Source organism: Oscillospiraceae bacterium, from assembly GCA_034925865.1.
Lineage (GTDB): Bacteria > Bacillota > Clostridia > Oscillospirales > SIG627 > SIG704.
Map to the genome: position 1 here is coordinate 59550 of JAYFRN010000025.1, position 26276 is coordinate 85825.

Annotated in this window: 18 protein-coding genes; 2 read left to right on the forward strand and 16 right to left on the reverse strand. The window is 45.0% G+C overall.

The window, feature by feature from the left end; translation table 11 throughout:
• Positions 1-122 precede the first annotated feature (122 nt).
• Positions 123-1289: a GGDEF domain-containing protein gene (locus tag VB118_09225; GenBank protein ID MEA4832776.1), complete on the forward strand. Its 1167-nt coding sequence runs from the start codon at positions 123-125 to the stop codon at positions 1287-1289.
• A 90-nt stretch (positions 1290-1379) separates the two neighbouring features.
• Here the strand turns inward: VB118_09225 and VB118_09230 are convergent, their stop codons facing one another.
• From VB118_09230 to VB118_09255, 6 genes are all read right to left on the reverse strand, one after another.
• Positions 1380-2636, reverse strand: a complete 1257-nt coding sequence (locus VB118_09230; protein MEA4832777.1) for a serpin family protein — start codon at positions 2634-2636, stop codon at positions 1380-1382.
• Positions 2637-2678: 42 nt separating this feature from the next.
• Positions 2679-3947 carry a serpin family protein gene (locus VB118_09235; GenBank protein MEA4832778.1) on the reverse strand — a complete coding sequence of 423 codons (1269 nt, stop codon included), beginning with the start codon at positions 3945-3947 and terminating at the stop codon, positions 2679-2681.
• A 21-nt stretch (positions 3948-3968) separates the two neighbouring features.
• A complete protein-coding gene (locus VB118_09240; protein ID MEA4832779.1) occupies positions 3969-4874 on the reverse strand; it encodes a hypothetical protein in 906 nt (301 codons plus the stop codon).
• The gene (locus VB118_09245; GenBank protein ID MEA4832780.1) at positions 4871-5479 is read right to left on the reverse strand and encodes an RNA polymerase sigma factor; all 609 of its coding nucleotides are present in this window, start codon (positions 5477-5479) and stop codon (positions 4871-4873) included. Before VB118_09245 ends, VB118_09240 begins: the two co-directional genes overlap by 4 nt.
• A gap of 504 nt (positions 5480-5983) precedes the next feature.
• Positions 5984-8146 (reverse strand): hypothetical protein, encoded by a 2163-nt coding sequence (locus VB118_09250; protein ID MEA4832781.1) that lies wholly within the window; start codon positions 8144-8146, stop codon positions 5984-5986.
• Positions 8147-8324: 178 nt separating this feature from the next.
• Complete coding sequence (locus tag VB118_09255) at positions 8325-10604, reverse strand: hypothetical protein (protein MEA4832782.1); 2280 nt, start codon at positions 10602-10604, stop codon at positions 8325-8327.
• A gap of 435 nt (positions 10605-11039) precedes the next feature.
• On the opposite strand from VB118_09255, the gene VB118_09260 reads away from it, so the two are divergent.
• Entirely contained in the window at positions 11040-12215 is a 1176-nt protein-coding gene (locus VB118_09260) for an AIR synthase-related protein (protein MEA4832783.1), read from the forward strand.
• A 111-nt stretch (positions 12216-12326) separates the two neighbouring features.
• Here the strand turns inward: VB118_09260 and VB118_09265 are convergent, their stop codons facing one another.
• The 10 genes from VB118_09265 to VB118_09310 all read right to left on the reverse strand — a co-directional run bounded on the left by VB118_09265 (position 12327) and on the right by VB118_09310 (position 26271).
• Positions 12327-14555 carry a DNA topoisomerase (ATP-hydrolyzing) subunit A gene (locus VB118_09265; protein MEA4832784.1) on the reverse strand — a complete coding sequence of 743 codons (2229 nt, stop codon included), beginning with the start codon at positions 14553-14555 and terminating at the stop codon, positions 12327-12329.
• A 17-nt stretch (positions 14556-14572) separates the two neighbouring features.
• Complete coding sequence (gene hflX / locus VB118_09270) at positions 14573-15868, reverse strand: GTPase HflX (protein MEA4832785.1); 1296 nt, start codon at positions 15866-15868, stop codon at positions 14573-14575.
• A 79-nt stretch (positions 15869-15947) separates the two neighbouring features.
• Positions 15948-16148, reverse strand: coding sequence for a 50S ribosomal protein L31 (gene rpmE, locus VB118_09275; protein MEA4832786.1), 201 nt, complete (start codon positions 16146-16148; stop codon positions 15948-15950).
• Positions 16149-16304: 156 nt separating this feature from the next.
• Positions 16305-16949, reverse strand: a complete 645-nt coding sequence (locus tag VB118_09280; protein MEA4832787.1) for a TrkA family potassium uptake protein — start codon at positions 16947-16949, stop codon at positions 16305-16307.
• 213 nt (positions 16950-17162) lie between these two features.
• Complete coding sequence (locus VB118_09285; protein ID MEA4832788.1) at positions 17163-18521, reverse strand: TrkH family potassium uptake protein; 1359 nt, start codon at positions 18519-18521, stop codon at positions 17163-17165.
• Positions 18522-18777: 256 nt separating this feature from the next.
• A complete protein-coding gene (locus VB118_09290; GenBank protein ID MEA4832789.1) occupies positions 18778-20820 on the reverse strand; it encodes a hypothetical protein in 2043 nt (680 codons plus the stop codon).
• Positions 20817-22937 (reverse strand): MMPL family transporter, encoded by a 2121-nt coding sequence (locus VB118_09295; GenBank protein ID MEA4832790.1) that lies wholly within the window; start codon positions 22935-22937, stop codon positions 20817-20819. The genes VB118_09290 and VB118_09295 overlap by 4 nt, the downstream gene beginning before the upstream one ends.
• Positions 22938-22953: 16 nt before the next feature.
• Positions 22954-24114, reverse strand: coding sequence for a methionine adenosyltransferase (gene metK, locus VB118_09300; GenBank protein ID MEA4832791.1), 1161 nt, complete (start codon positions 24112-24114; stop codon positions 22954-22956).
• A 28-nt stretch (positions 24115-24142) separates the two neighbouring features.
• Positions 24143-25483, reverse strand: a complete 1341-nt coding sequence (locus VB118_09305) for a radical SAM protein (GenBank protein MEA4832792.1) — start codon at positions 25481-25483, stop codon at positions 24143-24145.
• A gap of 209 nt (positions 25484-25692) precedes the next feature.
• Positions 25693-26271: a TetR/AcrR family transcriptional regulator gene (locus VB118_09310; GenBank protein MEA4832793.1), complete on the reverse strand. Its 579-nt coding sequence runs from the start codon at positions 26269-26271 to the stop codon at positions 25693-25695.
• Positions 26272-26276 lie beyond the last annotated feature (5 nt).

The window sequence follows — 26276 nt, forward strand, 5'->3', positions numbered from 1 at the left end:
ATAGAAAATAATAACATATAAAGAAAAACATGGTGAAACCGACGTACTTCCTATTGACAATGTTATGTTTTTAATTTATAATCTTATCATAATATTTAATATAAAGTATACGGTGGGGCCGAATGTTGAAAAAGAATGGCTTATTCTGGAGTTATAAGTCATATGTGGCCGACATGACTGATGCCGAGCAAAAAAGGCTCGGAAAATATATGCTCGATACGAGCATACGCCGTTCGGTCATGGCGGTTCTTTTGTCTGCCGCCGTCGAGCTGTCAAGCGTGCTTGTCGGGCTGTCCGCTCAGATAATTCAAAATTACAGGGGATATTATCTTTTATCCGGATTTGCTCTCCTTTGCGATGCCGCAATGTTTTATGTTTTATCATTGCTTTCAAAGAACAACATAATACGATCTGAAAAATTGAAAAGGTCATTGTTTGACTTGTTTTGGTTATTCTTTTCTATATTTCTATTGCTTTTTTCCGGCGTGGAAGTTGCGGAGACGGGTTCTATCAGTAATTTCATAACATTGATTCTTGTGACGGGTATTATACCATATTTTAAGCTGTTTGAAATTCTCCCATTACTGATAATAGATGCATCGGGAATGATATATGTTATTTTGCATTATTCCTGCCCCGTTTTTCATATTCAACAAATTCTGATTCTTTCAGTAATTGCTTTCGTTATTTCACGCTATTCATACCGCTTTTTTGTCTGTTCATCTGTAGACAATCGTCTGCTTGATATTGCCAATGACGAATTGAAAAAGCTCAACGAAAAGCTCTCGGAGCTTTCCGTAACGGATGAGCTGACTTCTCTTCTCAACCGGCGCGGATTTGAATATGAGATAAATATGCTTTGGGAAAAGTGTCTGCGTGAAAAACGATCGCTTTCGGCGCTGATGATAGATATTGATAATTTCAAGTCATATAACGACACCTTCGGGCATGTAAGCGGTGATAAGTGCCTCAGGCAGATTGCAAACGCTATTCGTTCTTGTGCGAGGAAATACGACATTGTCGCTCGATATGGCGGTGAAGAATTCTGTGTTATCTTCGATGCTGTGGATAAAATTACCATATTGGAAATAGCTATAAGAATAAGGCTTTCAGTTGAGGCGTTAAAAATTCAGGACGCTGTTTCAGGATATGTATCGGTCAGCATTGGCGCCGCGACCGTTTTGCCGGATCGCAATAATGAACCGAAAAATTTAATCCGCAATGCCGATGAACAACTTTACCGCGCCAAAAGCGAAGGGAAAAACAGAGTATGCTTCTTTGATGTCTGAAAATCTAATAAAACCAAAATCACCGGAACAAAAGCTTGTTCCGGTGATTTTGGTTACAAAAAGTAAGTCTGTTCTGCGCTTGTTATTATATTACGAAATATCAGTCAACACTCCGATAAATATCGGCATTCCCGTGTTCATATCTACTATTGCATATATAAACGGTCTGTCGAGGATCACAGAATGCTCGTATTCAGGGATTTGAGCGCAGCCATTCCTCATTTCAATTTCGGTGGCGGCTCCTGCTTTCGTCCCTTCCGAATCTACGGAGATAAAAGTCTTTTGAATCGCATCGCCGATGAAAATGTTTCCGACTGTGGATTTTCCAAGCTTAGAAAAATCGGCTGTTCCGGAATTGAGCGCGTCCTTTATGCCGAGCTGTGAAAACGCAGATATAAGATTTGTGCCGTATTCAGATTTAAAAGCGGGCATTATTGAAGCTACGGATGAGTTTTCGGCGCTTTTTATCATAGAAACAAAGCTGTCGCCGTCAAGAGAAGCAAGAAGTGCGGCGGGAGTAGTCCCGACTTCGGGCAGAAGCGCGGCAAAGCCGTATTTGCCATCCGCGTAAGGCTTGATAAAGCCTGTTGCGTTCTTTGCGCTGATGTACAGGTTTTCAGTGGATTTCATCATATCTGCTTCTCTGCTGTCGCCTGAAATAGCTGTGAATATACCCTTTTCTATATCCTCAGTTTCGTATTTATGCTGCCATTTTGCCTCAAAAGCTACGGCGTTGATCAGATACATAATAGAGTTGCCATCAATTTCATCAATAAGCTTATCTATCATGCCGTCGGTATTTTTTGATACCCATGCGTTTATAGCTTTAAGTGTCGAGCTGTCAAACGGAGCCTTATATGCGGCGGCGCTGTAATATCTCGCGTTTGTCTTCAAAAAATCAGGTTCAACATAAAGCCTGTCTGAGTCGTCGCGAAACCATATTGAATTTGCAGATTTGAGCTGTGACACGCCCGGAGTAAGCCAAGCCGAATATGCGCAGAGGTATTCGTTGAGCTTGTCGAGATCCATGCCGAATGCCTTTTCCATTTCCGCTCTCGTTTTGCCGGCTGCGCCATTGGCGGTCATAGCCAGCGCGAGATACACAGAAACAGGAGATACCATGGCGTTTTCTTCACCGCTGATAATGATTTTTGCGAGATCAAGCGAGAAACCGGCGGCTGCGGATATGAATTCATCATCTGCGGCGATTCCGGACGACCGCCCAACGGTGATGCCGCTCATGAGATCTGCGGCGCTTGCCTGCTGAACACACGATACAAACGAAAGAGCCAGCAGAGCCGAGAGAACGGCTGCTCCTAAACGGAAGTAAATTGATTTGATTTTCATTTTTTAACCATACTCCTTATAAATTATATTTGCATGTAGAAATCATATACCGTTGACGACACCGATAAAGAGCGGGACGCAGTTTTCGGTATCAACAATAGCGTATACAAAAGGTCTGTCAAGACGGACTGTGTTTGTATCAATCGACATTGATTTGTTATATATACCTATCGAGGAAGCGGCTCCGGCCTTTGTGCCGAGTTCGTCGACTGAAATAAAGGTTTTGTGAGTTGCCTCTCCGATATACAGGTCGTTCTTTGCTTCCGCGCTGATACCTGAAAAATCCGCTTCGCCTTCGATAAACGCCGCTTTCATACCGAGCTGGGCGAGAGCTTCTTTCATATCGAGGCCGAACTCATTTTGGAATTTTGGAATATAGGCTGTGACAGCTTCTGAGGAAGCGTTTTTCACAAGAGAGATAAAGTGTTTTCCGTCCAGAGAGCTGATATATTCGCCGATATCGGTTCCTTCGTCAGGAAGCAGCGCGACAAACGCAAAGCCGTCGCGATATGGCCTTATAAAGCCTCTGGCGCTTATGCCGTCAGAGTTTTCATCGGATATATAAAGCGTTTCGTCTGAACGCATGAACGATGCGTTTTGCTCCTCTCCGGACGCCGTTTTGAACAAGCCCTGTTTTATATCCTTTTCTTCATATGCTGTTTTCCATTGAGCGTCAAAACTGACGGCATTTATAAGGTACATAATACAGTTTGGATTAATTTGATCCACCATTTTGTCAATTCTTCCGGATGTATTAAGCTTTACCCATGCGTTTATATCCGAGATCGTGCCTGAATCAAACGGAGCTTTATAAATATCCGCGCCGAAGAAGTTCGCGTTCGTCTGTAAAAATTTATGTTCCGGCGTAAAGACGTTTCTTACCCATATAGAATTGGCAAATTTAAATTTATCGTCTTTGCCGGATGATGAAATGTAATCCAGATACGCATATATGCTTTCATTAAGGTTTTCCGCATTCGATAATGGGCAGAGGACGGAGGACATTTCATCCAATGTATTTCCGTTTGCGCCGCACCGTGTCATGGCAAGCGCGGTGTAAACTGATACCGGAGATACGACGACATTTTTCTTTTCATAGGATGAATATACTTTGCCGAAAAACCTCAAAGAAAATTCTGCGGCGTTTCCGGTAAACTCCGGAGCCTGTTTTGCTTGCCCGGTTCTGTCGGATTTGACATTGTCCGAGACGCATTCCGCGCTTGCGGATATTCCGAGGGCACATGAACTTAATATGACCGATGCGGTAAGCAGTAAAACCAATGCGGAAAGGTAAATTCGAAGCTTTTTCATTTGTACAGACCTCCATATAAATTAATTAGATGCTATTTTTACCAAATGCGATATAATTTCAGCATTTGCTTCCGAGCCGGGAGCAAAGAGACCGGACATGCTTTGCGGAAGCGTGCCGTTCCCGGAATATACTTCAAAAAGAAATTTTCCGACCGGGATTAAAGCGGAGTATACTTTACCGTCTTCGTCGAATATGCATACATAATCCGTTCCGCCGCAGGAAAAGAGCGCGGCCGATCGCCATCCGTCTGAATTTAAACCCGATTGATCTTCTGCGGCGATTGCGTCATCGATCGAACGGAAGCCGTTGTTATCTGCATCAGATGTCAATATGTTGTATGCTCCGGAGTATAAATGATCTTCAGGAGTTGAATTTTCTTCGGGAAAATACGTGACGGCAACAGTCGCATATTCCGAATCAGTATAACCGGTATTTTCCCTATCAGAAATGACAGTGTAAATGTAGCTGTATTTGCCGATGATACGGGAATGATCTGCAATTACCCCCGGGAAAAGCTCGTCAAGCCTTAAAAAAGCTTTTTCGCCGTCGGAGGCTCCGGAGACGCCGCTTTTCAAGGCATGGTACAGCTCGTCATAAGTTTTATATTCATTGCCTATATTTCCGATGGCGTCTCCTCTTTTCCCGGGGAAACCATTGGATTTGTCGTTTTGATCGGATATATCTTTGGTAATCACTCCGCAATTATTCCGGTTATCGCCGTTATGCTGGTCACGATCGTTCGCATCATTTATTGATTTACCCGCATTGAAACCGTTTAGCGACAGAGTCAAAGCGGAGCATATGGCGACAACGGCCGCGGCAGCGGTTATATATAATCTGCGACGGGCGGCTTTTAATTTCTTTATTTGATTATAATAATTGTCGCGCTTTTTGTACACAAGCGCCTTGAATTCGTCGTCGTTCAAAATAATCGCTCCTTATCAGAATAATCACTCGCTTGCACTGACATAGCCTTTTTCAACGCATGTTTTGCGCGGAAGACAAGATTATCCGTCTGTTTTGACGTTTTGTGCATGACTTCTCCGGCTTCGGAATAAGACATGTTTTCGTAATATACGAGCCTGAGGACGGTTCTGTATTCTTCCTTGATCGAAGCCATTGCAGATCTCAGAGCTTCTGCGCGTTCTGTTTGTTCTTCACGCGTTATGTATTCGGCTTCCGGCGAAGGATGTGCCAGATCGGGGATATCGAGGATAGTATCATTACAGTCAATAGTAGTCGAAATTGCCGTTTCGTTTCCGCGTTTGATTCGCCTTAAAAAATCCAATGCCCTGCTGCGTGCTATAGAATACATATATGTCTTGATGCTTCCGCGCGCCGGATCAAATTTATCCGGGTGTACGATAAGCTCAACAAAAACGTCGGCCGCGATGTCCTCGGCTTCTGCGCGGCTCCTGACATATCCTGAGACAAAAGCTGTAAGGCTTTCCCGATAAAGATGTATCAGCTCATCAAAGCCGCTTTCATCTCCGCCGATATATCTGAAGAAACACTCTGAACCGGTATCCACTGTACGCTTCACCTCCGGGACCGCTCGTTATATATACGAACGACAATTTTAAAACCCTCACCTGTTTTGAAAAATATTAATACCGTTTGCAATAAAGCCGCCCATAAGATACGATCGCATCATGCGCGTATGTCCGGGCGGCTTTATATTATTAAAATGGCAATTAAATAATGTCTAAAGAATAATGCCGTTTTCGAACGGCATAGATTTTGGCAGTTTGAAAACCAGCCAAAGCCGCAGTATCCATTGATTGCCGTATGTTTTCTAAATTGGTCGGGAATCGACCAATTTAGAGTGCAAGGTTTTTACGCCTTATGGCTTAATAACCTTGCACCTGAACAATCATGTTTTTTATGTTTTCTTTACTGCCGTATGTGTTTTATGATTGTTCAGCAAACATTAAATAAGTTGTGTTTTATAAGAGAGAAAAGCTCATATAACAGAGTCTTTTCTCTCTTTAAGCGGCAATTGTTATTGCCGAGTTAATAGATAATCAAAGACAATTTATATTTTCACTTTCAATTCAATCGCGCCGGCTTTAAGGTCAAGCGCAAACTCTTTTTCACCCAAGAAAAAGACGACTCTGCCTTCCTGCTTTTCGGCGGCGGCGGTAAGCACACGATATCCGCTGTCGGTTTTTTCTACTGTAACCCGAAGCCCGGCAATGTGAAAATCCTTTATATCGGCAAGCGGAAGCTTCATACACATGTCATACATACGTATACCATGCGATTCCCAGAGAGTGCCGATGATATCTCCCGCTCCCACGTTTGATGAAATATTCGGCGTGCATATAAAGCCATGATCGCTGTGAGCAAGCTCGCCGGTGCGGACGTTGTAACATTCCCAAATGCTCGGAAATTTCAGGCACATTGCGATTATTGCCGCTTTTGCCTTGCTCACAAGATCGGGATAATACTTATTGCAGATATACATTCCGAGCGAACATGTCTTCGGCCAGCATGGACCTCTCCAATAAACATCTTCGCAGAAGCCCTTTTCACCCTCCGCGACTGTACGAATACCAAACGGTCCGATGAGACGCTCGAAAGAAGCTTTCATTTCCTTGGCACGCGCTGTGTCGGCCACGCCGTAGACGAGCGAAAAAAGCCCGTCAACGCCGACGCGCGTATCAAATTCGCCGTTTTCGTGGATTGCGCCGTACCATTTTTTATCGTCATCCCAGAGCTTTTCATTCATCGCGGCGCGGGTCTTTTCCGCCTCTTTACGGTAATAATCAGCTCCGTCTTCGCCGAGAATTTCACATATCTCGGCAAGAGCCGATTCATATCTGAATCTTTCAGCGCCGAATATCGCCGGATAACAGAAGTTTTCTTTATTTTCACCGTAATCGCCATATGTCACGCGCTGAAAGACAGCCGTCGTGTCAAGCCCAGTGTCATAGGAAGTTGTTATCGCCCACAGATGCCAGTTGTTGAAAACCTCGTCGCGGGAATGATTGATATATGAGTAATATTTTTTCAGAGCAGGAAACCATTTTTTAAGCGATACGGCATCACCGGTGGCGTTATAATATCTTACGGCCGTCCACGCGAGGTGCGGAGTCTGAATCGTGCTGCTGTTGCCCCAGCTGCTTCCGGGCACCTTTTCATCGATATATATCGCGTGAGTGATATATCCGTCGCCGCGCTGGCTTGCGATTAGCATATCCATCGCTTTTTTTATCCATTCCGAAGTATACTCTGTATTTTGGTCGGAATGCCATTCGACGGACGGAATAGCCCATTGCCAGATTCCCTTATATACGGGCAGAGCCTCTGTGACGCTGTGACCCCAGTCAGGATGATCGTAATAATTGTTTTTAATTACTGTCCAGCTCTTATAGTATGTCTTCGCCTCGCGTTTGACCGACGCGCCGGTCGCTTCGTTCAGTCCGACAGCGGGAAGTGAATTGAACCAGCCGTTCCAGCGTTTGGCAATTCTCTCTTCAAAATGCTTGGCGCTGAGAGCGCGGCGGGCATATTTTGCGCCGTATGCGGAAAGCCCGAGGACGAAGTTGCATCCGCCCTTCCATCTGATCGCAAATTTATGGCAGAGAACGAGATAGCGTCCCTTTTCAGCCGCCGAAACCTTATTCTGCCTCAAATCAAGCTTCATGTCGATTTCATTGGCGTACAGGCCGTATGTAAACTCCTCGGTCGATGCGATATAATATTTCATATCGCCGAAATCGATTGTAAGAGAGTTGTCCTTCGCATTAACGGTCATCTCGTCTTCTGAGGTGAGCACCGAATATATGTTTTTGTCAAAATCCTTCTGCTCGGTATTGTATTTAATGTCGAACGACCAGGTGAACGATTTGTCAAATACATTTCCGAAGCGCTCAGTTCCGGTAAATGCGAGGTTCATATAATGAAATTCACGCTTTATCATCGAAGGATAGTATGTCTGGCGGTCAATAAGCGCGCGGTTGCCGCCGAGCACACCCATTATGCTCGGATATTCGAAATTGGCGAATTCAAGCTTGAATTTAGGCACGATGTCGTATCCGGTTTTAATCGAAAAATCAAAGTTATAGCCGAGTTGGTTTTCTCCTGTCGGATATGCAAAAGCATTGGTGCCGTCTGTTTCCTTTACAAAGGTAGCGGTGAGCCGCGGGAGGTTGTTGTCAAAGTCCTCTCCGAGAGATTGCCAGATTTTTTTCATAATGATCCTTGCCTTTCATTTTTACAATGTTTTGACGGTTATTTTGCGGAATTGCGTTATCCGGCTGTAACAACACACAAAACATTGCCTGTTAAATATAACTTACAAATTAATATCCAATCAGCGTCAATAGCTGTTTTACAGCTCTGCCCACAATGACTCACGATATAAAATGCGATTATTTATAAATTTTTGAGACCTTAAAGTCTGATAATACTTCCGGATTTTCGCCTTTTGAGGTACGCATCATTCCGCGCGCGTCATGAAGTCCGCAGGAAACAGGATTGTGATCAATCCTTCCGTCTCCTTCCGTCGACGGGTACAGACCGAGCGCATATCGGAAATATAGGTAAGCCGGAATGGCGCTCCAGCCGTGGCAGAGGCTGCCCGCGTATCCGAAAGCGTCCGCGCCTTCCTGTGTCTCCCAGAATGTCGTCGCGCCTCGGCAGAGCATATCTCCCCAGATGCTTTCAACCTCAGTGAAAACTCTCCGTCCGTAAACCTCAGGCATCTTCATCAGAGCGTCGAATTTGAAAATACTGTGGCTTAATGTCGCTTTTATAAGTCCGCCGCCGGAAAGGATATTCAGAATTTCTTTAAGCTTTTCGACCGGCACCGCCCCGCAGCAGACTAAAAGCGACTGGGTAAGCTCGCAGAAATGGCTCTTTTCCCCGCTTTTTATGTTGATATAAGAGCAATATATTCTCTTTTCGTCGCAGTAAAAAGCTTTGTTTGTATTTTCGTTAAGCTTCTCATGTTCTCTTTTCCAAAAAGAGCATCGTTTCTCGCTTTCATGGTTGCCGTCAATTCCTGAAGTCAGGCGGTAGAGCTCTGATAGCGCATGATACGCCAAGGAAACAAAGCCGCACATCGGTGCGTCGTATGTTTCCAGTTCCTTAGGAAAGCCGCGCATATCTCCCGAAAGACCTGTCTGCCATTCGTAAAAATTCCATATGTTAGGATCGTTATAGCATTTTATAAGTCCGTATGATTTATCGGTCTGAGCAAGAAAGCCCTTTGCTATCGTCTCACATACGCCGAGCATATCGGCGGCGAATTTTTTATCGCCGGAAAACAGAAGGTATTCGTAAAGCTGTAATATGAAAACAGCGGAAAACGACGGGATCGTTACATATATTCTGGCAGGCGAACACAGCTCCAGCAATGCGTCGTCCCTCAATGACATAGCTATCAGCCTTATGCTTTCGCGGGGCATGTCATATTCTCCGAACGCGTAGTATCCGGCAAGCATCTGGTTTCTTGAATCCATCGTATAAAGTGACTGTTCGCGCCACGGACAGTCCTCATAATGTGTGTGGACGCTCATTAAAAGCGTTCTAACGCATGTCTTGTATATTCTGTTATGCATTGAGTCGGCGCATTCGAAATAAGGCGACATATCCATAGGATAATCCGTCGGTCTTATTCCGGCGTAATGAAGCTTTATTCTGCCGGAATATATGTAAAGCATAAGGTATCTGAGCCCGATACGCTTGAACGGATGAATGAAGCTGTTAAATCCGGTATGTGCCGTATATTTTGCGGCAAAGCATCTTCCGCCAACCGAGGTACGGGGTCTTAAATCGTCGAGGTGTTCGCCCCAGCCGATCAGAACCTCGCATTTTTCGTAAAATTCGGCTTCAAACACAAAAAGTCCGACCGATTCTTCACCGAGGTCAAACAGCAGATACTGTCCGGTCTTACCTGTGCCTTCAAGCGGTGACGCAGTGAATTCCGTTCCTTCTTCCGAAGGGAAAGCGCGTCCGCCCGTAAGCGGCAGGCAGCCGAGAGCGGCGCGCTGCATCCTCTCGCCCCAGTCCGGATTGTCCGGCGATAAGTCATTGATCGTTCCGCGCGCTGCCAAAAGAACACTTTTATTTTTTCCCGTCACAAGCTTTTTTACCGGGCGCGGAAAAAGAGTATCCTTTTTACATAAGTCCGAGACTATGCTCGTGTTTTCCGGCTTTGGCTCCGCGCCCGGAATATCCGAATCATATTCGAAAGAATATGAAAGCTGCCATGTCATCTTTGGTATCCCTCGGCTTATGTATTGCGAATTGATTGCGGAAGGCGTGCCGACACCGCTGTTTACTACCGAAGCGACGCTTGACCCGTTGATTTCCCAAACAGAGAATATAATGCCGGGGGCTTCTTTTCTGTAAGAAAAGGAATCTTCGTTCTGACAGTATGCCATAATTTTTACGGTGTTTATACCGGGCTTAAGCCAGGGGGTCATAGCAAGCGTATCATATATTTTAAAATCGGGGTAGTCCGGATATTGACCTCCTTCGCGGTAAATCCCATTTATATATACCGCGTAATCTGAATCGGCGGAAATATACATCGTATATTCGGCGCCGTTTTTTGCGTTGATTTCAGCATAATAATCGGAGTAAAGGTTTTCGCTGTCCCTTGCTCCGTTCCATATCCACTCGGCGTTTTCAAACCATTTGCTCATAGTTAAGTTCCTCCGGCAGACGCGGCTGATATTTTAAAGTTTTTATAATAATATCACTTTTCGCTGGTTTTGGCAACATGAATTATAAAACGGCAATCAAAATAACAGGTGATTTATATTATGCCTGCTTAGATGTACAATCTATGGATACTAAGGGTTTGGGCTGGCTTTCATCTGCCCCAAGCCTATGCCGTTCGAAAACGGCATATATGGTATATTCTGTAGACATTATATAGCTCACGATAGCTCTTGATGTGATTCACAATAAGAGAAAAGTTCATATACCAAAGTGTTTGATTGCCGTTTAGAAATTGCCGCATTAATGCGTGTTTATGGGCTTCTGTTGACAAAATACTCCCGCTGGATTATAATAAACTCATATGTAAAACGCGTAATAATTTATATGAGTAATATTTCACAAGGAGTTACATCCATATGAACAATAAGGATTCGGCATACGCAGGCAGAGGCGTTTCCGCTTCAAAGGACGAGGTGCACAGCGCAATCGCAAATGTCGACAAAGGGCTTTTCCCTGGCGCATTTTGTAAGATGATCTCCGATCCGTGCGGAGACGACGGCTTTTGCGCTCTCATGCATGCGGACGGCGCCGGCACAAAGAGCGCTCTTGCGTATATGTATTATAAAGAAACCGGCGAAGAGGATGTTTTCTCCGATATAGCTCAGGATTCACTCATTATGAATATCGACGATTTGCTCTGCGTCGGAGCTACCGGAGGCTTTGTGGTCAGCAATACGATAGGGCGAAACGCGCACCGTATTCCCGGCTCCGTGATAAAGCGCATAATCGGCGGATATGAGGAATGCGCCGACATTCTGCGTAGATACGGAATAGATATTACTCTTTCCGGAGGCGAGACTGCGGATGTCGGCGATCTTGTAAGGACTGTCATCGCCGATTCCACCGTTTTCTGCAGGCTGCGCCGCACAGACGTGATCGACTGCTCGGATATCCGTCCCGGAAATGTGATCGTCGGCCTCGCTTCCTCCGGAAAAGCCGTATATGAAAAGCGTTATAACGCCGGAATGGGCTCGAACGGGCTTACCGCCGCGCGTCATCTTCTCTTTTCTTCCGTATATCGCGATAAATACCCTGAGACATTTTCTCCCACGATAGAACGCGAATTGGTCTATTGCGGTAAATATCTGCTTACCGACGAGCTTCCCGGAGCATCCGGCATTACAGTCGGCCGCGCCGTGCTTTCTCCCACCCGCACATACGCTCCGCTTATTAAAAGTATCCTGGACGATTCGCGCCGGGGAATATACGGCATAATTCACTGCAGCGGTGGCGCACAGGTAAAATGCCGCAGCTTCGGCAGAGGGCTTAAATACGTAAAGGATTCACTTTTCGATCTTCCGCCGCTTTTTGAAACGCTTTCAAAATGCGATATTTCTCGCCGCGAGCTATACAATGTGTTCAACTGCGGCCACCGTGCCGAAATATATTGCGACGGATGTGAGGCAGACAGGATAATTGCTTCTGCCGAAAGCTTCGGAATAGACGCAAAGGTCATAGGACATGTCGAAGCATCGGATTCGGATCGTAACAAGGTGCTGATTGTCGACCGATTCGGTCAATATGAATATTGATCTTAATTGCTGATAATTGTCCGGGCAACCGCAAGGGTCGCCCGGACAATTTATAATAAGGGGCGGTGTAAATAAACACCGCACCTTAAACAATATTATTTTATTGATGTTTTATTGTTTTTCCTGATCCAGACTTATTTGATCTTCCCAAATGGCACCGGGAGAAGGAACCTTGAGCTTCCTGTATTTTGAAAGAGTCTTGCTGCCTTTTTCGACTTTAACGAACAAGGATGGCTTGTCCTGCTTTTTCAGCGCGATAATCTGAACGCCGCCGCTTGTGCGGGTCGACTTAAGCGGGATCAATGACGGCTTTATCACCAGCGCACGTCCCGAATCTGTCTTGATTAAAAATTCGGCGTCCTCTCCCGCTTGAAGGACAGACATAGCGCAGACAGGCGAAGAATCCGAATAAGCATTCGTGAGCTTTTTACGGTTGTTTTTTGTTTTATAGGTTTCAATCGAAAGCGCGACGGCTTTGCCGTTTTCAAATAGAATATAAAGCGTTTCGGCGTATGAAACGGTAAAAACAGTGAACATCACGCGCTCACCGCTGTCAAAACCGAGCTTTGCCGGGATGAAATCACCTAATGCAGATGACTTTGTCCCTTCAAAATCCGACATTCGCGCTTTATAGCATTGGCTCCGGTCGGATAAGAATAATATTTCGGTGCGGTTTGTGACTTCACCGGAAAACACGATCTCATCCTTTTCCTTAAGGCTCTGCTCGTCATTGCCGCGCATGGAGGCGAGTGAAATCTTTTTTAAATATCCGTCACGCGTCATCACGGCATAAACTGGATAATCCTCAATTTCCGGTTCGCTTTCCGTATCTTCAGCAGGAAGCGCGTCTTCGTATATAATTTCGGTTTTTCTGGGAATTGCGTATTTTTCCTTTATATCTGTAAGCTGCTTTACGATCATATTGTCAAGACGCTTTTCGCTCTTTAAAATCGCTTCGATATCGGCAATTTCCTTGAGAAGCCGTTCGATATCGGCGGTGCGCTGAAGTATGTATTCCTTGTTGAGATTGCGCAGCTTTATTTCTGCGACATACTCGGCCTGTGCTTCGTCAATATCGAAGCCGGCGGCTAGATTCGGGACGACCTCGCGGTCGTTTTTTGTGCCGCGAATAATCGCAATAGCCTTGTCTATATCCAAAAGAATCTTTTCAAGCCCGCGCAGCATATGCAGCTTCTCTTCTTTTTTACGAAGGTCATAATAAAGCTCACGGCGCAGGCATTCACAGCGGAAGGCGTGCCATTCGGAAATAATCTCCTTTATCCCCATCAGTCGCGGCGTTCCGGAAATGAGGATGTTGAAATTGCACGGGAAATCATCTTCAAGGGTGGTGAGCTTGTATAATCGCTTCATAAGCTTGTCAGGATCGACTCCGCGCTTTAAGTCAATTGCAATTTTAAGCCCATTCAAATCCGTTTCATCGCGCACATCGGAAATTTCCTTGAGCTTTCCGGATTTTGCGAGATCGGCGATCTTATCAACTATCGTTTCAATATTTGTGGTATAAGGTATTTCCTTGATTTCGATCAGATTTCCGCTTTTTTCATAATTGTACCTTGAACGCAGACGAACACTGCCTTTTCCGGTACGGTATACCTGTTCAAGCTGCTCACGGTTATATAAAAGCATTGCCCCGGTGGAAAAATCGGGGGCTTTAAGCGTGGAAAAAATATCATGGTCGGGATCGCGGATAAGCGCGACTGTCGTGTCGATTATCTCGCCTAAGTTAAATGAGCATATATTGGAGGCAATTCCTACTGCGATGCCTGTGTTTGGGTTTGCGAGAAGATTCGGAAATGCCGTGGGAAGCAGCGCGGGCTCTTTAAGCGTGCTGTCGTAATTATCGACAAGGTCAACGGCGTCTTTATCTATTCCTGAAAATATCTCACCGCAAATTGAATCAAGCCTTACCTCGGTATATCTGGCGGCGGCGAAGGCCATTTTGGAATATTGTTTTCCAAAGCTGCCTTTTGAGTCTATGAATGGATGTAAAAGCGCTTCATTTGCCCTTGTAAGACGCACGAGAGTTTCATATATAGCCATGTCGCCATGCGGGTTGAGCTTCATTGTCTGCCCTACGACATTCGCGCTTTTCGTGCGCTGTCCGCCAAGCAGACCCATCTTGTACATGGTATATAAAAGCTTTCGGTGGGCGGGTTTGAAGCCGTCGATTTCCGGGATAGCACGAGAAATGATCACGCTCATGGTGTATGGCATGTAATTTTCCTCGAGCGTCCTTGTTATGGGACGCTCGCTGATTGCGGCGGATTTGTTTTCGGAATTCGAGGCGGTTTTATCCAATGTTCTTCTCGGTTTCGGCATATCGCTTTCCTTTATGATCAAATGATGTATTTTTTATAAATTCCGGCGGTTTTTTCATCTATATCGGCTTCTACAATGGTATCAGATCCGTCGTATTCGGTTGACCTTACGGCAGAGAGCTTGTAAAGGGAATTGAGGATCTGACCTTCCGATGATGGAAAACGCAGCTTGACATGTCGGGTATCCTCAAATATGAGAGCTTCCATTTTTTCAAGCATTTGCTGAATGCCTTCACCGGTTTTGGCGGAGATAAAAACAGAATCCTTTATTTCGGGCAGCCCGAATGTGAGCTTTTCGGCTTCAGGCAGATCACATTTATTGAAGACATAAAGAGTTTTCGGATATTTTTTGCCGGCTTCGGTGAAAAGCTGTAAGAGGATTGAATCACTGACTTCGAAATGCTTTTTTACCTGGGGATCCGACGCGTCGAGAAGCACGATTACGACATCGGCAAAAGTCACCTCATCGAGCGTAGATTTAAATGCTTTGATCAGATGATGCGGCAGGCGGGAGATAAAGCCGACAGTATCGGTCATGAGTACCTCCGCTGAATTCGGCAGCTTTAATTTACGCGTGGTCGGATCGAGCGTTGCGAAAAGCTTGTCTTCGGCAAGTATGCCCGCGTCGGTCAGCTTGTTTAAAAGCGTCGATTTGCCGGAGTTGGTGTATCCGGCGATTGCGATTTGAGGAAGCCCGCTCTTTTTTCTGCCTTTGCGCTGCTCGGATCGTTTGCCCTCCAACTCCTTAAGAGCTTGTTCAAGAAATAAAATACGCCTCTTGATATGGCGCTTGTCTGTTTCGAGCTTTGATTCACCCGGACCGCGTGTTCCTATGCCGCCGCCGAGCCGGGACATTTCCGTGCCTTTTCCGATAAGGCGCGGAGCGGTGTAGCGAAGCCCCGCGATTTCAACCTGCAGCATACCCTCTGAAGTTTTCGCGTTCTTTGCGAATATATCGAGGATAAGCATCGTGCGGTCAATTACGCGGACATCACCTATTGCGTCTTCTATATTCTTTATTTGCGACGGTGACAGCTCATCATCGAATACGGTCAGCGTTACGGCATTGTCTTCGCATAGCTTTTTCAATTCCGAAAGCTTTCCTGAACCGAAATAGGTGGTGGGATCGGGAGTCTGGCGCGCCTGCGTGATCCTGGCAAACGGGATTCCGCCTGCCGTCTCTACAAGGCGCGAAAGCTCGTCAAGAGATATTTCGGCTGCCTTTTCATCAAATGTATCATTAATCAGCGCACAGAGCGCACACTTGGGCATTTCGGTATCGGAATATGAAATGAAATTGTTTTGTTCTTGCATGACGTTAATATTCCTTTCGTGTGAAGATAAAAACAAGGCGGCATGCATTCGCATCCCGCCGTTTGCTCATAACGAAAAATCAACCGCGATTGAATTTCTTGTTGAATTTATCAACACGTCCGCCTGCATCGACAAACTTCTGTTTGCCGGTGAAGAACGGATGACATTTAGAGCAAATTTCTACGTGAATATCCTGTTTTGTGGATTTTGTCGGATATTCGGCACCGCATGCGCATACAATCACGGTATCTTTATAATTCGGATGGATTCCGTTTTTCATTCTGTTTACACCTCCGATTCTGATAATGAAGCTTGCCTTCAGCGAGAAAATCGCATATGATCAGACAAACATTTTTTAAACACATTATACTATATCACATGCCGTAATAAAAAGCAAGAGGAAATTTTATTATTTTTACCTTGGTCAGAGCAGCTGTCAATCAACAGTTTTTTCTATATCTTTTTTACGCCCCATGACGACAAGATGCTCTTTCCCGGTGAATACAAACTCGGGATCGGGATTCGGATAAATAATGCCCTCCTGCTTGATAGCAAGGATGTTTATGTTGTATTTGCTTCTGATTCCTTTTTGCGCTATCGATTTACCGACCCAACTTTTAAGCGGCGGTATTTCATAAATAGCGTAATCGTCAGATAGCTCTATATATTCGAAAACGTTCTTGGCGGAGAGCTTGACGGCAAGCCTTTCGGCGAGTTCCTTTTCCGGATAAACAATTTCATCGGCACCGTTTTTAAGAAGAAATTTGGCATGGTTCAAGCGTGAAGCCTTTGCGATTACGTATTTGGCTCCGTTTTCTTTGAGAAGAGAGGTAATCACAAGAGAGGCTTGAAAATCGTCTCCTATGGCGACAACACATACGTCAAAATTTGATACGCCTGTTGATTTTACGACCTGCTCATTTGAAAAATCTGCTATCTGAGCTGTGGTGACATAAGGAAGCACTTCATTAATGGCGGCTTCTGATTTGTCGACAATCATGACTTCGTTTTTTAATGAAGCAAGCTTGATTGCCAAAAAGCGTCCGAAACGTCCAATACCGACTATAAGAATGGATTTCATATTATAACCTTCGAATAATTCTGATACCTGCCTTGGGTAAGACTCACGGGCTGCGTGAAGAGGCAAGTGCGTTTTTTACATGTAATTAGTATATGTTTACTGTACATAAATATGTTGTATGCCGGATAAGAATGCAGCTTGATTATCCCGAAAAATACCGCGTTTCTCTGTTATCCTGCTTGAGGCTTTTACCTATCGCAACCTTGCCGAGCGTTATCCTATCGCAACCTTGCCGAGTGGGTAAGAAATCGGAGGCGGAAGATAGGTTGCGCTCAAAGCCATTACTATTGACAGACAGCCTATACGTCCGAAATACATCAGCAAAGCGATAACGATTTTTGAGATTACGCCAAGCTTTGCGGTCGCACCGAGCGATAGACCGACCGTGTTTATTGCGGAGAAAACCTCAAATAAGGATTCTTTGAGAGGAATGTCATCAGTAATACAAAGTATCATTGTGCCGGCTATAATCAGAGCCATATAAACTATGAGTATGGCCGCGGCTTTTTTTAAAATGTCAGGCTCAAGACGGCGCTTGAAGCATTCGGGATTTTCACGCTTTTTCATGACGGCGTTGATTGACATGACGAGAACGGCAAATGTTGTCGTTTTAATACCTCCGGCGGTTGACCCCGGAGAGCCGCCGATGAGCATCAGCATCATAAGAACGAGTATGACGGCGTCGCTGAGCGATGCAACAGGAAGTGTATTGAATCCGGCGGTTCTTGTCGTTACAGACTGAAACAGCGAGGACGCCAAAGCTTCTGAAAGCGGCGTGTTGGATAACACCCCGGCATCATACTTTTCTATGAGGAATATCATAATTGCCGGGATTATTATAAGTATTGCGGTCACAGTGAGAACAAGCTTTGTATGTATTGAATACTTCTTGAAATGAAATTTGTTTTCCTTTAAATCACTCCACACGTAAAAGCCGATACCGCCGATTATAATAAGAAGCATTATAATAATGTTGACATACCAGTCTCCGGAATAAGAGGTAAGTGAAGAGTATTCGCCTTTGTATCCCATCAAATCAAATCCGGCATTGCAGAAAGCTGAGACGGCATGAAATATAGCGGAAAATACTCCGCTGAAAAAGCCTTTTTCGGGGACGAATCTGAAGGAGAGAAGAAGCGCGCCTGCTCCTTCAAAAATAAGCGTGCCTATTATTATCATTTTTGCGAGCTTTACTATGCCGCCTATCTGCGGAGCGGCGACGGATTCCTGCATGAGCTCCCGCTCCTTGAGACCGATACGGCGGTTCTTGAAAAAAGCAACGGTGAATGCGACTGTCATAAACCCGATACCGCCAACCTGTATCATGATGAGTATGATAGTCTGACCGAACAGCGACCAATGAGTATACGTGTCATATAAAACAAGGCCCGTAACGCATGTGGCGCTGGTCGCGGTGAAAAAGGAATCGATAAATGGAGTAAATTCGAAAGCTCGCGAAGATACCGGCAGACACAGTAAAATCGTGCCGGTCGTAATTATAATTATAAAAGCCAGCGCAAAAAAACGTGTTACCGTAAGACTTTTTATGAAATTCGAAATTACGCGATTCATTGAAAAATTAATACCCCAGTATAAAAGTTATCATATTATATACCATAAAAACAAAAAAAGCAATACATATTGTTATATATATCAAAAATAAACCGTTGTTACATATATTAAAAATAATAGTTCGTATTTTATGATTAGTATATAAATAAAACATATCCAATTGAATATTTGAAAAATTCGGGAGCCGCTTAATAGCTCCCGAATTCGTGCGATATTTATGTCACATGAGAAGCTTTTAAGAACAATTCCGGAGCGATTAATTTCCGCTGTCAACCGCGGCGGTGCGATAAATGAATTTAACTGTTCCGTTCATACCGTCTGAAATGCCGCCGAAAGTGTTATAGTCTCCGGATACGTCAAGCATTGCGCGGAAACGAATAAGAGCGTTGGCGGCATCTTCTCCCACAAGAGAGGTGAGCTTTGAAATACCATCGCTGTAAAATTTTTGCGTTCCTTCTGCAATTTTCTTCGCGCCGTCTGCAAGCTTCGAGACGCCCGCTGTCAGAGATTGGTCACCATCGGAAAGCGCGGCGGCCTTATCACCGAATTCATCAAGTCCGTTTTTAAGCTCGTCCATTCCTTCAGAAAGCTTTTTGGAGCCCGAATACAGGCTTTTGCTTCCTTCATATGCTTTGTCCACGCCCGAGGTGTAATCCGAAAGTCCCGCATAAAAGGTTTTATAGCTGTCAAGCTGCGCTTTCAGAGATTCTATCTGAGATTTTCCTGCGGCTGCTTTTGCGACAGCCTCTTCGATCTGCGAGATAACCGAATCGGATTTCATGTTTTGATCAATTAGCTTCTGTATCTGTTGGTCGGTCATTGTGTCAAGCTGCGCATCGACCGCACTGCTAATTTTCGCCTGAGTGACCGTATCCACATACCCCTGAGCAGCCATAGTATCATATTGATCCGCGGTGTAATTCATACCGACGGCTTTAAGCACGCCTTCGAGAATTTGATTGCGATATCCGGCTTTGATCTGTACGCGTATATCATCTTTTTTTACATTGACCTGTGCCGTCACCAGTTCAATCGCTTTTGCTTTAGCGTTTGCGCGTATGTTTTCCTCGGAAATGGAAGCGGCCACTCCGTCGAGAGTTTTAGAGTAATTATCTATTGTGAGTTTAGGCACCGTGATACTTGCGCCTGAAAGCGCGGAATCAGCTGTAGCAAGTAAAGACTCAAATACCTGCTTGGCTCCCGTGTTGAGTGCGGCGCTGTTTCCGGATATTCTTTTGAGTCCGGTTTGCAGATCCGAAAGACCTCCGGTAAGCGTTTTCATGTTATCGCCAATTTTTTCGGCGCCTTCGTCGAGCGTTTTTACACCGGAAATGATATCATCGACGATATCGGGCAGCTTGTCGGCGAGCTTCTGCATATTGTCATATAGTTCTGATGTGCCGTTTACGAGCGCAAATGCTCCTGAATCAAGCTCGGAAAGCTTATCTTTGAGTGAATCGGCATTGTCAAGCTTTGAGACATCAAAACCGTTCCAAAGCTCATTGGTTACGAGCGTAAGAGTAGCCGGAAGCTCGAATCCGGTCGTGTCCGCCGATATTTCAATATAATCCGGAATGTCTATTATGTCACGTCCGAGGCTCAGGCTTTCCTGAGCGCCCGGTAACGCGTATCCCACGGCTATGTTTCTGTTTCCGTCGTTAATAATTTTGCCGTTTGTTATTTCAATATTTGTGAACTTGTCATTATCGAGAACAAGTCCCGTAAGAACCGCGAACGGAACAAAGATTTTTTCATCTTTGCCGTTGATTTCTACGGTTTCGTACTGATTGTTTTTAAAATCGAAACGAAGCGTCACTCGTCCGCTTTTTCCGGCAAGTTCGGAGGCAGAGATGGTTTTTCCGCCGAGTGTGTAGGTCAGAATAACGTCCACGGGAAGAGCCTTGTCAATTGTTCCCTTGTAGTAAATGTCGCCGCTCTTTGCATCCCAAATCTTTTCGTCGCCGGAAATTGTATAAGAACTGTCACCTTTGACGGCTTCGATGTTTTTAAGCAGTGTTTTATCGTTTATCTTGTCTGCGGAAGCGATATTCTTGATCCAGTCCGTCACGATGACCTTCTGCGCGCTGCCGTCCGCGGCGGCAATTATATAAACAGTTTCGGCTTTATCTGCCTTTGAAGTTGCATTGCCGACTGTTGATGCATCAGAAACAGCTGAAGCGGCTCCCGTGCAGTCAGCATTATATTCGGCTCCCGATTTCACCAATGACGAAAGTCCTATCGCCGAAGCGGAAACGGCAAAAGCAATGCTCATTATTATTGCGAATGTTTTTTTATTCATAATATATTACCCTCTTTAGTTTGCTTTTTTGAACTGAATCCCAGACTTGTTGCTTTAATCACCCTGTCAAACAGCATGAGAAGTGCAGGCAGCACGAATATAACCGCGAGCATACTGATTATAGCGCCGCGCGCCATAAGGTTGCACATCGAGCTGATAAGGCTGACATTTGAATAAACTCCTACGCCGAATGTCGCCGCGAAGAAGCCGAGCGCACTGACCAGAACCGACGGTATCGTTGAGGCAAGCGCCTGTATAACCGAGGCTTGCTTATCCATCCCCCCTGCCGCTCGGTTGCTTTTATAACGCGTTGTCATAAGTATCGCATAGTCGACTGTTGCGCCAAGTTGAATTGTGCTTATCGCGATTGGAGCGATGAACGGCATTGATGTTTTCGTATAATAAGATATTCCCAGATTGATGAAAATAGCAAATTCTATGACTGAAACAAGGATGACCGGAAGCGATAAGCTTTTTAATACCAGAGCGATTATCACAAAGATTGCGGCTATTGAAATCCATGTTACAACGGTAAAGTCATGGTCGGTGACCTCAATCAAATCCTTGGTACACGGCGCTTCACCGATAAGCATGCCGTTTTCATCATATTTTTTAAGTATTGAATTTATGGAATCAATCTGTTTATTGCATTCGTCGGTTGAAACCTTGTATTCGGAGTTTATGAGAATCAACTGATATTTATCGCTCTTCAGAACACGCAGTATCGAATCCGGAACCATTTCCTCCGGTACAAGGCTGCCTACGACGGAATCAAGTCCGAGCGCTAATTTAACGCCGTCAACCGATTTGATTTCCGAAAGCATTTCTTTCGCGTCTTTGGGCAGCATATCGGATTTACAGAGTATCATGTGTGTCGAGGCAATATCAAAATTTTCCTTAAGCTTTGTGTTGGCGATAAAGAACCCCATGTCTTCTTCAGAAATGCTGCTTATATCGTCATTTGAAAGTATGTTTGTGAAATCATAATAAACAGGCGTATTAATATATCCGTAGAGTGCGGGAACAAGCATCACGACGAAGATGACAAGCCACACCCACGAACGCTTTACCAAAAATGCAGCTAATTTATCTGTTTTTGGAATAAGCGAGCGGTGATTTGTCTTTGAAAGCAATGGATCGCACAGCAGTATCAGCGCCGGAAGCGTGGTCACACTGCCGATAACACCCAACAAAACGCCCTTTCCCATTACTATACCGAGGTCACTGCCCATTGTGTAACTCATGAAGCAGAGTGCGATAAATCCCGCTATCGTTGTTACCGAGCTTCCTGTGACAGAAGTGATCGTATCGGAAATTGCCGATGCCATCGCATCTTTATTGTCTGGGTAAAGACATCTTTTTTCCTCATAGCTGTGCCAGAGAAATATAGAATAATCCATTGTGACGGCGAGCTGTAAAACCGCCGCGAGTGCTTTTGTTATATATGAAATTTCACCGATTATGATATTAGAGCCCATATTTAAAATAATTGCTATTCCTATGCTTGCCAGAAATATAAGAGGCGCTATCCAGTTGTCCATGAACAGCATCATTGCGGCAAGGGCACAAAGAATGGCTATTGTCACATAAATTGGCTCCTCGCGTTCGCACATCGCTTTGAGGTCGGTTACCAGCGCGGAGATGCCGGATACGAAGCACTGCTTTCCGGTTATAGCTCGTATCTCTCCTACTGCCTTCATGGTCTCATCCGAAGATGAAGAAGAATCAAAGAAAACCGCAAGCAGAGTAGCGTCTCCTGAATTGAAAGCGTTATAATATTTTTCGGGAAGAATTTCCTTTGGGATTGTAATGTCGCACAAGTCGTCATACCATAATGCGTCCGCGACATGATCAACCGACTCGATCTTTTTTTCGAGAGCAGCGACATCACGGTCATTCATTCCTTCGACTATTACAAGCGAAAATGCCCCTTTACCAAATTCATCGAGAAGTATGTTCTGCCCTTTTACCGTATCCATATCGTCGGGCAGATAGGAAAGCATATCGTAATTTATATGTGTGTTTATAATACCGAACGCGGAGGGAATTATTAATAAAACTGCAATGATCAGAATCGGGATTCGAAATCTGACCACCACGCGACCGAATTTCTGCATATTTATCCTCTCTGAGTTAAATGTTTATTTGCATATCATGCCTGAGTTTTTCCGCAAGATCTGTCTTTTCCCAGCCCATACCGTGCGCATTTTCACCGAAATGGCCTCCGCAGGAAAGCCGCGAATATATCGGAGCGCGAAGATTGAAACGGCGGATTATCATTTCCGGACGCATATCGATGTTGTCGCATACCCATTTTGCTATAATGTCGTCGCCGGCGCGTCCTGTGCTGAATGTACAGATATATACGGATACAGGTTCTGCAAGTCCGATAGCATACGCGAGCTGAACCTCGCATCTGTCTGCCATTCCGGACGACACTATGTTTTTGGCTATATATCTGGCCATATATGCGCCGCTTTTATCAACCTTTGTCGGATCCTTGCCTGAAAACGAACCGCCGCCGTGACGCGAGTAGCCTCCGTAAGTGTCTGCGATAATTTTACGTCCGGTTAAGCCTGAATCGGCCGCCGGGCCTCCGAGTGTAAAGCGTCCGGTCGGGTTGATGAAAATGCTTGTCTTATCGTCTATAAGCGTATCCGGCAGAGTTGGAAGCACGACTTTATCGACGATTTTTTTGCGCAGCGTATCGATATCGATACAAGACTCGTGTTGCGTCGATACTATCACAGCCGAAACACGCACGGGCTTTCCGTCGTCATACTCGACCGTGACCTGGGTTTTGCCGTCGGGCAGAAGATTCGGAATGATATCCGATGTGCGGACATATTCAAGCCTTTTTGAAAGCTTGTTCGCAAGTGAAATCGGCAGAGGCATCAGCTCGGCGGTTTCGCCGCAGGCATATCCGAACATCATGCCCTGATCTCCCGCGCCGTTGTCCTCAGCATACCGCCTATTTATTCCCAATGCAATATCAGGCGATTGACCGTGTATATCCAATTCAATTTTACAGTTGTCTGCGTCAAAGCCGCAGCCATGTTTTGTATAACCTATATCACGGATAACCGAGCGTGCGATTTTCTCGAAATCAGGCATATGTGTCGAAGTAATCTCGCCCATAATGTGTACCTTTTCGGTAACGGCAGTCACCTCGCAGGCGACGCGGGCTGTCAGGTCATGTTCTAATATATCATCGAGAACCGCATCGGCAATCTGATCGCACACCTTATCTGGGTGTCCGCGTGTCACCGATTCCGAAGTAAAGAAATGTTTCATATTAATCCTCCGAAATGATCAACTGCCATCATTGCTTTTTAATTTCATCGCATGTTTGGCATTCGCTGTATTTGCCATTGCATTTCCAAAGCTTCTCCGCAACGGGAGCCCATGCATTGGCCCGGTCGACGCACTTATCTGCGAAATCTTCGGCTTTTTCGGGAGCAACAGCATCTGTTGAAGTGACGCCGGTCTTATTTACTATCGCCGTCAGGCGGCCTGGATTGTCGAGCACGGGGCATGGACGAAGCATGTTATCGTTAAATGGTTGATTTTCGCGATATGCCATAAACAGCGGCTTTTTATAAGCCTCAAGCAGCGTGTCTGTACGAATGTTGGAATCTGCATAGTGTATGAAGGCGCAAGGCTCGATATCACCGTTTGCGTTTATATGCAGATAATCTCTGCCTCCGGCGATACAGCCTCCGACATATTCTCCATCGTTCCAGAAATCCATAGTGAATAAAGGCTTTTTATTCCGAAAATCTCTGATCCTGTGATACATAAATTCTCTTTGCTCTGCCGTTGCCATAAGCTCTGGAACAGCGTCGCGGCCGATCGGCATATATGTAAAAAACCATGCGAATTTTGCCCCCCAATTTATCATTGCGTCAAAGTATTCCTCGCTTCCGATTGATTCGGCGTTCTTAATTGTATAACAACAGGACACGCCGAAAAGCAGCTTATTGGATTTCAGTATAGACATTGCTTTCATAACCGCGGCAAAGGTTCCTTTACCGCGGCGGAAATCTGTTGCTTCCTCAAAGCCTTCAACGCTGATAGCCGGAGCGAAATTCTTCACACAGAGCATGTCGTCCGCGAATTTTTCATCGATCAGCGTGCCGTTTGTAAACGCGAGAAACCCGCATTCCGGATGTCTTTCACAGAGGGTTATGATATCTGCTTTTCTTACAAGCGGCTCTCCGCCGGAATAAATATAGAAATAACAGCCGAGTTCTTCGCCCTGCTTGATAATTCCGTCAAGTTCTTCAAGCGTAAGATTAAGCTTGTTTCCGTATTCTGCCGCCCAGCAGCCTGTACATTTGAGATTGCAGGCCGAGGTCGGATCTATCAGCATGGCCCACGGTATATTGCACTCGTGCTTTGCTTTGTTTTCCCTTTGAATTTTGCATCCGATGAACGAATTGTTCACTGCGATTGTTTCAAATGTCTTGCGTCTCACGCCCGAATCAATGTCTGACCACAAACTCAAAACAAGTTTACGCCAGTTATTGTCAGGCTTTTCAAAGACATTCGCAATCGCTTTTGATTGGTTGGCTATGGTGTTTTCGCCGTGATTGAATTGTTGGTCAAGCTTGACCAGGTCGTTAAGCAGCTTCGGAATGTTTTTCTCCGGATTTTTATCCATGTAGTCATACGCCTTCATGGCAGCAGCGTATTTTGCTTTATCCGTAAACCTCATTTTTATAATCCTAATCCTTTCTTGTTTATTGTTCTGTGTCAGTATATCCTCATGGCTTCTGTTACTCTACGGACATAATAAAGCCGCTGCCTGTTTTTTTGGCAGCGGCACGGATTTGTATATTTTTCAGACCATTTTTTAATTTTAACTGTTTTTCATACAGTGCGGGGTGTTTGTATGCTTTGCTTTGTTTTCAACAGAGCGGCTCTGATATCGCCCTCAAGGAGGATGCCCAGCCGTTCTATGAATGGTTCAGGATTGTCCTTCATTCCGTCCTGAAGCCATTTTGTAACAAGCCCGACAAGCGCGGCAGTATAAAAAGCCGATATCGCATTGATATCTTCTTTCGACGCGTCAAGCCCTTCGGCCTGCTTTTGTACAAATTGAGTCATATTGTTTTTTGTTACATCATATATATATTTTTCCAGTACATCGCGGTTCATGGAATTGTATATATGAAAGATTGCCTTTTTATTTTCAAGTGCGAAACCGGTTGCTTCAAAAAATCCCTCCTGCCATGTATTAAATTCCTTGTTGGCATTGATGATCTTTTGAGTTTCAGTTTTAAAAAGCTCGTCGATGAGCGCGTAAATATCACTATAATAATAATAAAAGGTATTGCGGTTTATTCCGCAACGCTCGACAATATCGGTAACGGTAATTTTATCGAACGGTTTTTCGTTCAGCAGCATTATAAATGTTTGTATGATCGCCTGTTTTGTAAACTGGGCCATTCGTT

Bases quoted from the DNA above. Each gene is read 5' to 3' on its own strand.
- VB118_09225 (MEA4832776.1), top strand. From the start codon at position 123: ATGTTGAAAAAGAATGGCTTATTCTGGAGTTATAAGTCATATGTGGCC.
- VB118_09230 (MEA4832777.1), bottom strand. From the start codon at position 2,636: ATGAAAATCAAATCAATTTACTTCCGTTTAGGAGCAGCCGTTCTCTCG.
- VB118_09235 (MEA4832778.1), bottom strand. From the start codon at position 3,947: ATGAAAAAGCTTCGAATTTACCTTTCCGCATTGGTTTTACTGCTTACC.
- VB118_09250 (MEA4832781.1), bottom strand. From the start codon at position 8,146: ATGAAAAAAATCTGGCAATCTCTCGGAGAGGACTTTGACAACAACCTC.
- VB118_09255 (MEA4832782.1), bottom strand. From the start codon at position 10,604: ATGAGCAAATGGTTTGAAAACGCCGAGTGGATATGGAACGGAGCAAGG.
- VB118_09260 (MEA4832783.1), top strand. From the start codon at position 11,040: ATGAACAATAAGGATTCGGCATACGCAGGCAGAGGCGTTTCCGCTTCA.
- VB118_09265 (MEA4832784.1), bottom strand. From the start codon at position 14,555: ATGCCGAAACCGAGAAGAACATTGGATAAAACCGCCTCGAATTCCGAA.
- hflX (MEA4832785.1), bottom strand. From the start codon at position 15,868: ATGCAAGAACAAAACAATTTCATTTCATATTCCGATACCGAAATGCCC.
- rpmE (MEA4832786.1), bottom strand. From the start codon at position 16,148: ATGAAAAACGGAATCCATCCGAATTATAAAGATACCGTGATTGTATGC.
- VB118_09280 (MEA4832787.1), bottom strand. From the start codon at position 16,949: ATGAAATCCATTCTTATAGTCGGTATTGGACGTTTCGGACGCTTTTTG.
- VB118_09285 (MEA4832788.1), bottom strand. From the start codon at position 18,521: ATGAATCGCGTAATTTCGAATTTCATAAAAAGTCTTACGGTAACACGT.
- VB118_09290 (MEA4832789.1), bottom strand. From the start codon at position 20,820: ATGAATAAAAAAACATTCGCAATAATAATGAGCATTGCTTTTGCCGTT.
- VB118_09295 (MEA4832790.1), bottom strand. From the start codon at position 22,937: ATGCAGAAATTCGGTCGCGTGGTGGTCAGATTTCGAATCCCGATTCTG.
- metK (MEA4832791.1), bottom strand. From the start codon at position 24,114: ATGAAACATTTCTTTACTTCGGAATCGGTGACACGCGGACACCCAGAT.
- VB118_09305 (MEA4832792.1), bottom strand. From the start codon at position 25,483: ATGGATAAAAATCCGGAGAAAAACATTCCGAAGCTGCTTAACGACCTG.
- VB118_09310 (MEA4832793.1), bottom strand. From the start codon at position 26,271: ATGGCCCAGTTTACAAAACAGGCGATCATACAAACATTTATAATGCTG.